Source organism: Metabacillus litoralis, assembly GCF_003667825.1.
GTDB classification, from domain to species: Bacteria; Bacillota; Bacilli; order Bacillales; family Bacillaceae; genus Metabacillus; species Metabacillus litoralis_B.
Genome location: NZ_CP033043.1, coordinates 1,428,372 through 1,443,094, shown reverse-complemented (window position 1 = coordinate 1,443,094; position 14,723 = coordinate 1,428,372). Strand labels below are relative to the sequence as shown.

Genomic DNA, 14,723 nt, shown 5'->3' with positions numbered 1-14,723 from the left:
AAGTGCAAAGATTAGATTAAAGAAAATAATGAATTTTAAAAACTTAGCAAATGAAAAATTTTAACTAAGTATTAAATCAAATAAGAGTGGTTTATATAGTACATTGTAATAAGAACTTAAAAGATAGGTTTTCGGATATTAGTCAAATAACTAATGTATTCTGTATGGCCTGTATTTGTACGGGGGTTGAGAAGATGAATTTATACTATAATGCTATGTATGATGATTTTAGAAAAGCTAATAATATGGTAACGGCTGTTGACGATAATATGAGGAAATTTGAGCGTTATTTGACACTAGCGATTAAAGCGCTACGAGAAAAAAAGCATGTAAGGGCAAAATGGGATACAGTAGAAGACCCTACTAAACTAATCATTGACCCTTTATGCTATCAAATTACCCTGAGCACATCATCGGTGTTAGAAGTTTTTATGGATGAAAACTACTTAGAATTAAATGTAGAAAACAATGTTCCGTTCGAACCAGGAAGCGGGATTCGGCTAGATAATAATTTTATGCCACTTCTCCCTACTCAATTTGAGCTTATTTCGATCAGTTCCACACGTCATTTATTACGAATCACGGATAGCTCTGCTTATAATGGGGAAAAACAGGCGCTAACGAGTAACGGTAGCATCGCGACTATTACCCCTTTTGAGATTAAGGATATTTCCCAAAACGGTCATCACCTGACGTTAAGCGGGAAAACATATAACGAGAAAAAAGGTTCATATTCCTTTGAAATAATGGGAGAAATCAATGAAGATGAAGATCTTTATATTAATGGACTTTATATGAATCAATCAGATTGGCATATAGCTAATCTGTCGGGGGATCTTTATTTCAACGAAAAAGGTGAGCGAATTCCATTCCTTGAAAGAAACGGAAATGCACTGTACGTTTCGCAAAGCTTTCCAAGACCTAAAAAAATCACCCATGGTGGTATAGACGTTCATTTTAAAATTCAAACGATTCCAATCCCAAAGAAGATTCATGTCAATGGAGTAGAAATCGCCATAGAGCATAATCGAGATTCATTTGAAACATTAAGTAACGTTTCTGGCTTATCTAACGATCATATATATAGGGATTCGGAAAATGGGATTGACATGTTTAAAATATCGAAACATGATCAAAAGAGTAGTTCAAGGAAAGGCCAATTAGCGATACGACTAATAGATGAAGAGGAAGATGATGAGTCATTCTCTAAATCGAATGTTGATTACTTCTTTGATCAAGACACGGAAGAATTAGAAGGGATACTCGACGGAAAGCAAGTGAGGTTGAAAATTGAAAAGGTTCTTCCAGATGAGCTAATCCTATTCATTAGTAGACACGATAGAACGACACTTAAATTTAGTGATATACCTGAAGTCCTCTCCATTCGGGTAAATACGTATCAATTAGAAATGCAACGAAAAGCGATACAAAAGCTAAAAAGAGTACCTTTAACAGATCAAAAGCCACTTATTGATCTATCGAGAAGAAAAGAAAGAGAAAAGGTATGGAAGTCCTTTACACCTGAAACCATTACAGAATGGAAAGTATTGACCGACCATACTAGAGAAGGTGTTCAAGCGCAAAGAAGCTTTGTTTCAAAAGCACTCGCAACACCCGATTTTGCACTGTTAGAAGGTCCACCAGGATCCGGGAAAACAACAACCATTCTTGAATTAATTGTTCAATTAATTCAACGGGGTAAACGAATTCTTTTATGTGGTTCAACACATGTCTCGATTGATAATGTGTTAGAAAGGCTACAAGAGAAGAATTTGTTAGATGGAATTTTTCCATTACGGATCGGAAAACAAGATTCAATTAGCGAGAAAATTAAAGAATTCACGATGGACAACTATGAAAATAGTAAGTTCCGTGATGTATTAATTGAATCGGCAAATCTAGTTTGTGGAACCACATTTGGAATCTTGAAACATCCATTATTTAATCTTAACGGTGATGAACCGCCTGTTCCTAAATATGATTACTTAATTATTGATGAATCTAGTAAAACAACGTTCCAAGAGTTTTTAATTCCTGCTCTATTCGCGAAGCGTTGGATCCTTGTTGGGGATATTAAGCAATTACCGCCCTTTAATGATCGTGAACATGTGAATGCTGCAATCGATGATGACGAAAAATTATCACCTGCTTTAAAGCAAGCATGTCTTCTCATTTATCAATATATCCATGATTTTAGAGTGCGAATGCCTGTTTGTCTCGTTTTACAGGTTGATGTAATTAAAAATATTCAAAGTGAGCTGGCAGTGGCTGACCCAGACGATATGAAGAAAAGGGTTGTTGTTATAGATGAGAATCCGACTGTTGACTCTATTTCTTTCGTAGGCATTTCCGAAATGGATATAAAAATGAAAAATCCGATTGTCTGGAGTATGCAAGGTGCTGAGGTGATTTTTGTAAGTGAAAAATTATATTCACTTGTTGAAAATCAGATTCCAACGAATATGGTTGTAATTAAAGATGATTGGGAAAATTCATCTAATCACTATCAAGTGAATGCTTTTTATTCTCGTCACCCTCAAGAATTACATCAGTCATTGCAATATACTTGGAAGTCAAGCAGAAAACGTGAAGCTTTGGCAATCGATTTTTTCAGCGAACAAAAGAAGTTTTTAAAAGAAAAAACATGGGCATCAGAATATGGATGGAGATTAGTTCGTTCTTTTGAGTTGGAGAATGTAGACAATTCGCGAACGAGAGAAAACTTAAAGAGGAATCTAGAATTCCTTTCCCCTAAAACTGCAGCTGCTCATATTTTAAAAGATATTGAAACAGTAGGTGACATTGCATTGCCATCTATCTTGCAAGCCCTTCAGGATGGGGTTGGGAAGAATAGAGATCAGTCACTTGAAACGACCTTAAATTCTGGTTTCAATATGGAAGAAAAACAAAATCGATTCGTATCTTTAGACTATCAACATCGTATGCACCCGGAAATTTCTCAATTTCCAAGGTCCTATTTTTATAACAATGAGGCACTTCGCGATTCATCCTATACGAGGTATAAGCGTGAATGGACGTATAATCGTTATCCGAATAAAAATATATGGTTAGATGTTAGTGGTAAAAACAAGCGCTCTACGAATGAAGCTGAAGTGCAAGCGATTATGAAAGAACTAAGAGAATTTATCAAATGGGCGGCTATCCATAAGAATGATGAACATGATAAAGGAATCTGGGAAGTAGCATGTTTAACTTTTTACAATGGCCAACGAAAAGCTATGGCAGATGAACTAAAGAAATTAACGGGACAAAAAAATAGGCTGGCTAATTTTTCAATCGGAAATGTTGAAATTAAAAATTATACAGTGGATAAATTCCAAGGCCAGGAAGCGGATATCACATTCCTATCAATGGTTCGGACTGACAGAATCGGCTTTATGGATAATCCGAATCGATTAAATGTAGCCATTACACGTGCAAGATTCCAGCGTGTTATTGTGGGTAAATATCAGTTTTTCCTAAATAATAAGCAATCCGAACAATTAAGGCTTTTACCGAGGGAAGCGACGAAAATGACGATAAGTCAAAAAGAGTTAGGAGAGTGAAATAGATGAAGATTACCCTTAAACGATCAGGTGGAGTGAAATCATTTGAGGCCATCCTAACCATGGAATGGTTTTCTCCGGATCGTCCAGATATAGTAGAATTGCTTGTATTTTTAAAAGAAAATGGCGGACTCGCTTCTGTCGATAAATTGAAAACGATGATGGGAAACGTACCCGATTTTGTTGCAGAAGGTGTAATTAATCATTTAAAGAGTACAGGCTTTATCCATCCGCATGGACTCATTTCGACGAAAGGTAACAAAGTCGTGGAAACGGGAAAAGTGCCGATTGAAGAGAAAGGTCAGTATAAGTTTTATTACATTGAAGATTCCCTTTTGGAAAATTACTTACTCCATTTCGAGCGCAGTTCCAAGATCATGAATGATAAGACTGCCTATTTAGACGTAAAATTGTTTCAAGAAAAGAAGTATGATTCTGTCATTAACTCGCATCGTTTTCAAATAAAAGATTTTGATGGGCAGAGTAAGATGGCGTATATAGAAGAAGATAGTGGTAAATACCAACTAGAATGGGAGATTGATTTATCCCGAGAAAACCCATCAAGAATGTTTTTATCAGGAGAATTGGGAAAACGAAATAATGGACGAACTCAAAAGTTCCCGAATAAAGAGATCGTCGCTAAGACGTATATTGATCCCTATCAATTTATTAGTCTTATTATTCAAAAAGTAAAAAAGAAAGAAATGGAATGGAATGAAGGAAAAAGAATCCTTCTAGTTCCATTTGACATGGTCACCGTGGAGGGATTTTCGACATTAACCACTTCATTAAAAGTCCCAGATTGGGGTGAAGCTGGACGATTTGGAGGTTTTGGTGCATCTGAAATAAATATGATTCCAATCGGACCGCTCAATGCCGTCGAAGCGAAAAAATGGGTGATTGCATTAGCGAAAACATTTCTTCAAGAAGGGTATAAAAATCAAACAGAGCTTTACTCATTTTTAGAAGGATTAAAGGCTGAGACTGCATTTAGTAGTTATGAGTATGTCATTGATGGCATTACAATTAGCGATATTTTAGATGAGGTCAGACACAAAGAAGATTATCAGGCATTTTGGAACTTACAGGCCCCAATTGATTTGTTCCTTGAATTGGATGACAAGTTTATTGTTCGGAATAAGAGGTTGGACCTTGCAGCAGGAATGCAGTTTTCTATGATGGAATTAATTGACGAATTAGTTGGTTATGAAGTACCTGACACACTTGTATTTTCGTCCAAATTTGTTCAAAATCCAGCGCAAGTAAGAAAATTTGAGTTGTTTGTAAAAGCTTTTAAAGCAAAAGGTGTTAAAAATGTATTGCTCGTAACGAAACATGGCGTGAGCTTCCAAGATAAAGAGATTAAGGTGGAAAGCTACGATAATGTCTATGTTGGAAGTATTCCACCTCATGATCGTTATTTTGCTTTTAAAGCAAATGGCAATTGGCATCGATATAAAATGACTGCTGAGCTTGACCAATGTCGATTTGAACGAATTTTTGATGCAAATGAGCATACACGTGGTTCGTGGCAAGATATTTCCTTTATGGAAATCTTACCGGAAGTATTTCCGCAAAAGTTAAATGAACAATTAAGTATGATCGAAGAGGTGTACTACCTATGACAACAGCTACTCTCCATATGAAGCAGATTGAGGAAAGACAAGATAATTCCGACAAAGTTCTACACAACATTTGGGAAAAACAAAGTGCAAATGATTTGGACGCGGATTTGGAACAATTAATTCATGTTGTTGTCAGTAAATTAAGAGAAGCAACAGATGTTGTTTGTTTGAGTAGCAACGTCCCACTCCCAAAGGAAATTTTACAAGAAATTCCTAGGCTCGCTCAACGAGGAGTACGGGTTTATTTATTGTTAAATGAATTCGATCATCTGTATGCAAGTTTTATCAATAATAAGGCAATCATTCGAATCGATGAACATGTTGTTGGAAATATACTCCTTATTGACCCAAAGCTTACGACAAAAAGTGGCTATTTGTTTTCTTTCAATAGTTTTAATTCGGTAAAAAACGGAACTCATTTTTATGTTCCGTTTGATGGCACTCAGTTGAAGGAGGCCTATCACTATTTTCTTAGCAGGTTTTGGTCATCGATGGAAGAATATCGTGATAGTAAAATGGAGGGGAACAGTCAACAATTGTCACCACCGTTTGACATCTATCCGTTAATAGATCCAGAGGGCTTTTACTATAATAGTAGAAATTCTCACTATTTACGCTCGCAACTGGAAGAGATCATCCTGCAAGCAAATCGAAGTCTTCAGATTGGACTTTCAAAATATAATGAGTTAGATGCTCTATATGCTACCTTGTACCTAAAGGCAGAGCAGGGAGTCTCCATAACACTGTATACTGGTTTACATGTTGAGCACGATTTTTTAAAGGAATTTCGAGATAACGAGAATGTGGTTGTGAAGGCAGTCGAACATTTAAACAACTTCTTTGTATTGGCGGATAATGATGCTGGATTATTGTTAAGTGGTACTTTAGACGGGCATAATGAAGCGGGAATATCATTGAGTCCCAAGGCGGTTCAAGACTTTATTAACCGACTAAATCGATTGGAACCAAATATGTGGTCCTTTCGTAAAGAAATACGACTTGGAGAGATTAAAACCAGGAAAATATTCATCGACCATTTTAATAAACAATTTAAAGAAAAAGAAATTGAAGAGTTCACAACAGTGGATTACGGCGAAATTGTTGCTCCCACATTGCGGGCCTTTTTCGAGGGAGCTCATAAGCCGGGGAAAAAGCAATCAGACGAATTAGCAATGACTACCATTCATCGATGGAAGTTAATTCCGCCTGTGTTAGATGATAACGCCAAGCAAGATGCCTTATATGATCAGTGGGAAAAAGAAACTACAAAACTAAAAAAATATGTCGAACAAGTTCTTGAGTACGCAAAAACAGTAGGTAAGGAAAAGAAAGCATTTTTCGGATCCATTTTCGGTAGACTTTTCCAAAAAGACGACAAGGTTGATGTAGAAAAGATTATCCAAGGCCTGGAATCGGCAACAATAGAGATGGACAAAGGGAGCTTCAAATGGTCAGCTGCCGATGAACTATTAAAGAAAATAGAGCAGTACACTTCAAAGTTGTTGGAACAGCAATTAGAGTTGAAGGAAAAACAAGATTACTACGAGAAAAAAGAAAAATGGGAGCAAGAGAGAAATACAGTATTAAAGGAAAAACAGGATAAAGAAGCTGCGTTGAAAGCTTTAGAACATGATTATAGTGAAGTAGAATCGCAAATGAATGAAGTTGCCCCAGAATTACTGGATGAAATCAATTTATATAAGCTTGAAATACAGGACCTTGAAGAAAAACTGTCGTTAATAGCAGTGGAGGAACAAGAAGCTCTTTCGTTGAAAAATGTTAATGATGTGGTGCTCAATGTTTGTGCAAATTTAGATGAGAGAATTAAAGGATTTCAGAAGTTAAAGAATGCCGAAAAGAAAAAGTATTTTACGAACAAGGTTGAACCTTATTTAAAAGGTGAATTTGATAGTATCGATAAACTTGATATTTTGAAGTCGATCTTAGATTCAAATAATATTAAAGACGGCAAAGAAAAGATGAAATACGTGAAGAAGGAAATTGCTACACACGTAGAGTTAAGAGAAGAAATACCTTCTGATAAGAAAGACATTTTAAAGCAGTATGAAGAACTGTGTGAAGAAAAAGATAAATTAAATCACCAATTAACGCAGCTAGAGCAAAAAGGGTCGGAAAATAAAAAAGAAGAGAAGACTAAGCTACAAAAACTAGACAAAGAAATTCAAAAGGCTAATCAAGAATTATCACAAAATGAAAAAAGATTGGAGAAATTAGGGGAAGAATTTAACTATTCACCTAGCAGCAAGGAAGCTCAAAAACTCCCATTCTCCACAAACTTTACCCTAAACCTACCAAAAGAGAAGCTACCTCACGTTGGGAAGCTATACAAAGTTGGAAAAACACGAAAACTAGCTATCTCCAATCAGCAGCAACTAAGCGCTGGAGAAGAAGAAGCAGTCAGACTGCAGGCTGAATTGGTATTGGGGTAAAGAATGTAAAGTGTAACAGTGCCGAGGTCAGATTATACTTTATTAGCTTACATTGATTGAATTAGTATTATAAAACAAAAACAAAAGCTCAATATAGCTGGGCTTTTGTTTTTGTTTTTCAGGAAAGTAAATCAATTCTCTAACTTATTTGAAATACCTGATTAAAAAAGTAACTGTAGTAATATTACATATTCTCAAAAGTTTCAACCGTCTTTTTCTCCTCTTCCTCCCGCAGTTCCTTAAGCACGTGAGAATAGTGCTTATAAGTTGTTTCGATGTTGCTATGTCCCAGACGTTCACTTACGTAGTTAATGTCAACTTTCCTATATAATAGAACACTTGCATGAGTATGTCTTATACCGTGCATAGTGATTAGATCGATATCAAGTTCCTGTAAGGTTTTTTGTAAGAGGTTATTGGCATTAGTGTTGCTAATAACTCTGTACTTGGACTCTTGGGTATAAAAGACTAATCCATACAGATTGGGTGGTACAGTCTCGAAAAGGTTTCTAAATGCATTCATTGTCTTATTATCTAGTTTGATCGTACGGTTAGATGCTTCATTCTTCGTCGGACCGAAACCTTGAGGATGTCTTTTCGCATAACCCCATGTTTTGTTAATGGTAATTGTGTTGTTTTTAAAGTCGAAATCCTTTTGTGTCAATCCCACTAACTCGCCAAACCTCGCTCCAGAAGCTAATCCTAATAGAATTAGATAATAAACTAGCCCTTCACCTAACAAACTATAAATCACTTCTAGTAATTTTTTGGTTTCAAAATAATTTAAATGCTTCTCTTCTGGCTTCTTCGCAGGAGTACTCCAAGTTAGTACGGCTTTCCTTGTGAAATCATGTTGGATAATTTGCTCTTCGATCCCATCCTGTACGCATGATCGGATATGGATATTTACTTTCTCAACAGTTTCTTTTGCCTTTTTAGCTCCAAAGTTTATTTAAAAAAAGCTGATAGTCATGACGTTTGATCTCCTGAAGTGGTTTACCTCCGAAATATGCTTTTATCACTCTTGACGTATAATCGTAATGAAGTTTAGTGGTATTTGCTAAATTAGATTTATAGAGTTTCATCCATTTTTCAAAATATTCATCAAACGCCACTTGCTTCAAATGTGGTAAAATCCCTTTTGCTAAATTTGCCTCAATTTCTGCAGCGGCAATTTGTGCTTCCTTTTTGATTTTGAATCCACCTTTTCTTATAACCTTTGATTCTCCGTTCACCGTATGACTTACAGTAAATTGATAGGTTTTACCCCGTTTTTTTATACTTGCCATTCCATGATGTCACCTTTCTAATGTGTTTTGTATTTAACAGAGTACGTAAAAAGGGTGTGCTTAGTAATACCGTATATTAGTAGTTTTTAAGCAAAGATCCGATCAAAGTATTCATCTAGGAACTTTGCCATTTTTGATGCTTGAAATGACCAAGTTTGTCCTTTGCTTTTTGGATAAAATACAAATCCACCGTTCTCCTCATCTAGTATTTTCCACGTGTTGGATAAAGTATATTTTCCTTGATCCATTCACTTTTTCTATTCACTCGTTTTTCAAGATCTTTCATTGACCAATAGACTCCTAATAACTGAAGTTTTTGCAACTCCTGTAATTCAATTTTATTAATAATTACACTGTCTGCAGGTACGGGGATGTTTATATTAACTGATAGTGATTGAACATAGCTCGATGTCTTTTGATGGTAGGAAAGATGATTTTTACTTTGACCTTCTTGATAGATAGTTGCCACTCTGTTCACCTCCTGGTTGAAAAGTATTTATCAAAGATACTTGGTTATCGGTAGAATAATAGAAATTATTTGGGCCAAATACTGGAAATGAGTATGATATGAATTACGGAAAAAATCTTATGTATTTATAGTAATATCTAATTTAAAGAATGAAAAATTTGTCGGGGGGTAGGGAGATGTCGAAAGCTCTTATTAGAATGAAGATAATTTTTTTATCAGTATTTCAGCAATAGGGCCAGATTCCAGAGTAAAACCTTAAATACGTAGTGGACACAATACTGTGCAACAAATTTTCCATGCATTATATAGAAATTAGTCAGTCTTAAAAGTATATAGTTAATGTAAGTAATCGTAGAGTAGAAAAGGAGAATTATGTTTTTTGTCGAATTTATTTAAAAGAAATATGAGTTTCTTTTTTGTAATTGTTAAATAATGTTGTATTAGACCTAAGTAAAAAAGTATTTCTGTCAATTAAAAACTTGAAAGCGGGGAATTAGTTTGGTTTTGCCAATTTCTAATGAAGTTAAAAATAATAGACATAATTATAATCAATTTGAAAAAGACATAGAATTATGTAAGCTATTTAATAGCATGCCGTTTTATCACCAAATTTCTAGTGGAAAAGAGAAAGAGTATGACTATAACGGTAAAGAAAACTTTAATCAACTCTTAAGTATTTTAGAAACACAGCATTTGTATTGTGATAAGGAACTATTGAAACGGGGAATAAGTACATATCAAAACACCTATCCTTCAGATAGAGATATGAATCGTGATGAGTATGTCTATTTAATGTTAGGAAGAGTCGTTACAAAACCTCATAGTAAAAGGCACATCTCTATAGAAATTCCAAATGAATATATACCAAGGGAATATGACAAGACTTTGTTTTGTGTTTACCTATGGTCTATAATCCTATGAAATTTATATTGGGGCAAGAAGTAGAAGATGAGGAGAGTAGTATGGATGAAACTAAAGAAATCCATAATGAATGGAAACGTACAATTGTAGAGTTAAATGATGGAATTGATTTTCTTTCATCCTATATTAATACTATAAAAAAAGATAACCATATAAGTTACTTGCATGATAATTCTATTGGTTATCTAAAAGATGTGCTAAATAAAACAAATTATCCCACAGCAGCATTTGTACCAGAATTTTCAGTGAAAAATTCTTTGTATATAGGTGAAGAGAAAATAAAAATTCATATTGTAGGTTACGATGAAAGTTTTAACAAAGACATAGAAGTAATAAAGGAGAAATATAAACAAAAATTTATTATACATAAAGACGGAAAAAGTTTTGAAAAGTATTTAGAAGAACATTCTGGGTTTGATTTAAACTAACGCTAAAGCTAAAGCTAAAGCTTAGTAGTTTAGTTACAATGAGTAATGTCCGATTTTTCTTATTAAACAACCATAGTGTAAAAAATATAGTCATTTGCTCCGTAGTACAACCTTACTACGTATTAATTTGATTAAGCGATGTTGAACCACAACTTGAAACGGATATTATAGTTTCAGATATTAAAAAACAATGATAGGTAAGGTAACTTGTAATCCTTCGTTTAATACTAGATAATATTAATGAAATTGGTGCTGGGTAACACCAGTTATCTGTAAAAGAAGCGGTGGCTCAGAAAAAAGGTAACTCTTACACTACTTAGCGGGCAAGGGAGAGTTACCTTTTTGTATTGGGTATAATCTTATCAAGTACATAATTTCACTTGCTGTATCAACAAAAATTTCATCAAATTTTACCTGGTGTATTTCACTTAATGCTGTAATGAAGGTATTCAATGAGATCGTCTTTTGCATCTCTTATGTCTTCGTCAAATACTTTCCCGGCTTCTTCTAACACATTAACACCTCCTACAATATTCTGGGGAAATTAGTCAACAACTAAAAATTGCTCGATTTCATCTTCTGTTAACTTATTAGGCGTAATTCCTCTTTCTTTACAGTAATCCCCTAAAGCTCTAAGTTTCACTTTTGGGTCTTTTGGGTTAGGGGGAAATGCGAAAACACCATCTGGGAACGCTTCATCAAATTCTTCTTCTACTTTTCGATTCATTTAAACACACACCTTTTATTTTAAGTTTATCCTATATTGAAAATCAGTAAAAGACAACAAGTCGAGCACTACAAATTAATTAAATCAAAATTAGAGTCTGATTACGGTTGTGAGAAGATTAAAGAAATAAGAAAAAATCTAAAAGAGTCAGGGTTAATTAGTTTTAAAGCAGGTATAAGGATACAACACCTAGCAAGTACAGAACCGGATCGATACGAAACCATGTGCTATGCCGTAGATGGCTACTGGTGGAGAACTATCATTGAGGCATTGGAAACTCATTACAGTTTGGAAAGGTACCGAGTAATTGATGACGAATTTAATACTCTTTATTCAATTGCGGAATAAAATAGAGTAAAATTAACAATAATAAAGTGCGAAATGTTATTTAATAGGTTAATAGGGAGGGGTCTCTATTATATGTATGGTTTATTACCACACTTGAAATATATTAATTATTCATACTGGAAAGGATCCCCTCATGATGAGGGGGAAGTGATATTTAAACAGTATTAGGTCAAAGATAATCAGATTGACATAGTTCTCGCCCATGCTCAAGTTATCTGCTACTAGTTTTCAAGTAGTTTGGCGTGAAAAACCTTTTCTAAAATTCTCGATATTTCTCGCGAGCGAAAGAATGGCGAAGGCCATGATAAGTTAGGTTTCTAAGTAAAACAAAACATTTATTACTGCAATCAATAAATTTTGTTCAGGGGAAGTATGATTTTCAAACTTTGATTAATTATTTCAATTAAAAAATGGAAGTTTTTTTTGCATGTTGAGGATACGTCCGGGAAATGTGGGGGGCGGACCTCTTGTTCACATTGGATCAGTCCCCATGATACCAAAGTTGGATACACATAGGTTATATAGAGGTTACATAAAAACAAAAACTATTACCAATGATTGGGGATGCAAACTATACTTCATAGATCTGTGTTCTTTTTTTGTTTGGTTTCTAATATATGCTTTCTCCCTCAATTCCTTCATAGCTGCCATCACTTTGTCTAAATCTTGATTCAGAGTATGACATGGATAGGTTTCTCTAATGTCTCCATTATTTCTTGCCCTTTCAAAGTTTTCCTCTTTACCATACTGCACAAATGGAACACAAGCCTTTTGGATGTTGCCAGGATCAGCTGTGTGCCAGTGTACAGCTCCATAAAATATTCGATAGTAACGTTTTCTGCCTTTTAATTCGCCATGACTTGGTAGAATAAGCTTGAATCCCCATTCTTGATACGTCGGTTCATTCTCCAGTAATATCATCCCTCTCCGCTTAATAGAAGAAATTATAATCCCAATCGAATTTAAGAATAAAGCCCATATTCGAAAGTTTTTCCTATAGGATTCCTATACCGCCTATAGGAAATTCTCTTGTTATCTAATAATCCCATTGATTTTTAATTTTCTTATCCTCAAATATGGCGGAGTGATATCAGAATTAAATTGGAAATAATTGTGAGGGAATTTTATGAATGTGCTGCCGATAACCATTTTGTAGCACAGAAGAACCTTAAAAATTACTTCACATGTGCTCACGAAACATAGATAGGAGGTGTGGAAAATATGAATCAACATAAAATTGGTGAATTTTCCAAGAAGGTTGGTAAACATAGCAATACTGTAGCAAACTGCTTCAATCAACTTCATCAGTTGAAGCTTCACTGTGTAAACAGGTCTCCTTCAACTAGAGAAAAGGTATTCGATGAGTTGGATTTACAAGTCGCATTCAATATCAAGGAGCTTAGGGATAAGAAAGTAAGTATTAATGAAATATTTGATGATATTAGTAATCATTGTAACCTGCGATATTTCAGTGTAGATAACTCACTTGATGAAGTAGAAGTGCATAATTCTGATTACGATCGTTTAAAAATGGAATTGCTTTACATCGTGCAAGATGTTTTAAGGGAAAGTTTATGGGATGAATTTGAAACCTTAAGAAAAAAGCTCGAAACACCTATGAATGGTTTACCTAGCATTTTGGACGAGCGACATAATAGTATAAAAGATTTAATAACCATTAAAAAAATAGAAGCGGAACTAGAAAAGGAAGCACTACACAAGTGGTCCACTGAACCAGTGCCAGTCCGTATGAAACGTGGTTTTTTCTTTAAAAAGGAAGAAAACATTGAAGCACGTAACCATATGTAAAGGGTTATATCTTGAAAAACTTGGAGGAACGTTTATTAATAGCAATTTCTTTCCCAGATGATCAGAAAAACCCTTTTAAGCACTTATACTAATTGAACAATTACGGTTACTGAGTAACTATGCAATCTACCTAGTTATATATACCAAAGTACTTGTTGGTTCAAGAACAGTCGATACTTTAGGGCAAAAACAGTAACTAGATCTATATATGTATAAAATCAAATTAGAGAGTCTACATGTGGTACTTCTAGTATTAAATCAAATTAGAGAGTCCACATGTGGTACTCCATACTCCAAACCTACAAAACAGCGCATGAAACGTATATCTTTATTAACGGTAGAGGATATCTATGAGCGGGATAAGTTTGTTAGGGATTACAAAATTAAATATTGGAAAAGTTCATTAAGCTAGAGTTTAATCTTTAAAGCTGAATAGACTGGCACCTACATTTCTTAAAAGCGGGAAAGACATGATGCACAATCTTACCTATGAATTTTTTCTGGTAGCAGCTTAACTACTGCTTTATAAGGAAAGTAGGCATAAAGTGTCAGGAATCTAATGCGAATATTTACCAGCTATAAGTTCGTGAATGTTCATTAACAGATCAAATAGACTAGTACATTAACAACCGCTCACATAAGTCCAACTTTGAGCAAGTCTTTTTCAACCCACATACCGTAATATAATAGTAAATATCGATGCTTAGAAGTTGCTCTCTAGAACTGCAACTTAATTGTGATATATGCAGTATGTTTTGATAGGGGAAATCCCCATTTTATATCTCATTTTATAGTTTAAATAAAATACCTTTTTGGAGGAACAAAAAATGGATCTAAACAATCTCAAGGATAAAATTATCACCATTGTTAAAATTCTATATATATAGAGCACTAACAATTAAACAATTATTAATAATGTTGTACCCAGATAAATTCTCTTATCAGTTTTTTTTAGAAACAAAGGAAGTGGTTAATGAACAACGTCAATTATATAAAGATCTGTCAAAATTGCGAAATAATAAGTTGGTTGAATATAAAATGATTGATGATCAATCAAAGCTATACCAATTAACTTCTGAAGGGATTGAATT

General features: G+C 34.5%; 10 protein-coding genes and 1 pseudogene. 6 read left to right on the top strand and 5 right to left on the bottom strand.

Features of this window, described 5'->3' with window-relative positions; all coding sequences use genetic code 11:
* Positions 1-194: 194 nt before the first annotated feature.
* From D9842_RS06795 to D9842_RS06785, 3 genes are read left to right on the top strand one after another with little or no spacing between them, the layout of a single operon-like run.
* Positions 195-3,566: an AAA domain-containing protein gene (locus D9842_RS06795; RefSeq protein WP_162987336.1), complete on the top strand. Its 3,372-nt coding sequence runs from the start codon at positions 195-197 to the stop codon at positions 3,564-3,566.
* A gap of 5 nt (positions 3,567-3,571) precedes the next feature.
* Positions 3,572-5,191, top strand: coding sequence for a hypothetical protein (locus tag D9842_RS06790; protein ID WP_121661866.1), 1,620 nt, complete (start codon positions 3,572-3,574; stop codon positions 5,189-5,191).
* Entirely contained in the window at positions 5,188-7,641 is a 2,454-nt protein-coding gene (locus D9842_RS06785; protein ID WP_121661865.1) for a coiled-coil domain-containing protein, read from the top strand. The genes D9842_RS06790 and D9842_RS06785 overlap by 4 nt, the downstream gene beginning before the upstream one ends.
* Before the next feature lie 184 nt (positions 7,642-7,825).
* Here the strand turns inward: D9842_RS06785 and D9842_RS26500 are convergent, their stop codons facing one another.
* From D9842_RS26500 to D9842_RS06775, 3 genes and pseudogenes are all read right to left on the bottom strand, one after another.
* Positions 7,826-8,383 (bottom strand): site-specific integrase, encoded by a 558-nt coding sequence (locus D9842_RS26500; RefSeq protein WP_306821507.1) that lies wholly within the window; start codon positions 8,381-8,383, stop codon positions 7,826-7,828.
* Between the two features lie 193 nt (positions 8,384-8,576).
* Entirely contained in the window at positions 8,577-8,930 is a 354-nt protein-coding gene (locus D9842_RS26495) for an Arm DNA-binding domain-containing protein (protein WP_306821506.1), read from the bottom strand.
* An 86-nt stretch (positions 8,931-9,016) separates the two neighbouring features.
* Positions 9,017-9,309 (bottom strand): annotated as a pseudogene (locus D9842_RS06775) (DUF771 domain-containing protein).
* A gap of 588 nt (positions 9,310-9,897) precedes the next feature.
* Between D9842_RS06775 and D9842_RS06770 the strand changes: the two are divergent.
* Together D9842_RS06770 and D9842_RS06765 are read left to right on the top strand one after the other, a co-directional pair.
* Positions 9,898-10,320: a hypothetical protein gene (locus D9842_RS06770; RefSeq protein WP_121661864.1), complete on the top strand. Its 423-nt coding sequence runs from the start codon at positions 9,898-9,900 to the stop codon at positions 10,318-10,320.
* 41 nt (positions 10,321-10,361) lie between these two features.
* Positions 10,362-10,748, top strand: coding sequence for a hypothetical protein (locus D9842_RS06765; protein ID WP_121661863.1), 387 nt, complete (start codon positions 10,362-10,364; stop codon positions 10,746-10,748).
* Between the two features lie 544 nt (positions 10,749-11,292).
* Here D9842_RS06765 and D9842_RS06760 read toward each other — a convergent pair.
* Entirely contained in the window at positions 11,293-11,475 is a 183-nt protein-coding gene (locus D9842_RS06760; RefSeq protein WP_121661862.1) for a hypothetical protein, read from the bottom strand.
* An 876-nt stretch (positions 11,476-12,351) separates the two neighbouring features.
* A complete protein-coding gene (locus D9842_RS06750) occupies positions 12,352-12,744 on the bottom strand; it encodes a hypothetical protein (protein ID WP_121661860.1) in 393 nt (130 codons plus the stop codon).
* 300 nt (positions 12,745-13,044) lie between these two features.
* On the opposite strand from D9842_RS06750, the gene D9842_RS06745 reads away from it, so the two are divergent.
* A complete protein-coding gene (locus D9842_RS06745; protein ID WP_121661859.1) occupies positions 13,045-13,632 on the top strand; it encodes a hypothetical protein in 588 nt (195 codons plus the stop codon).
* Positions 13,633-14,723: the final 1,091 nt, after the last annotated feature.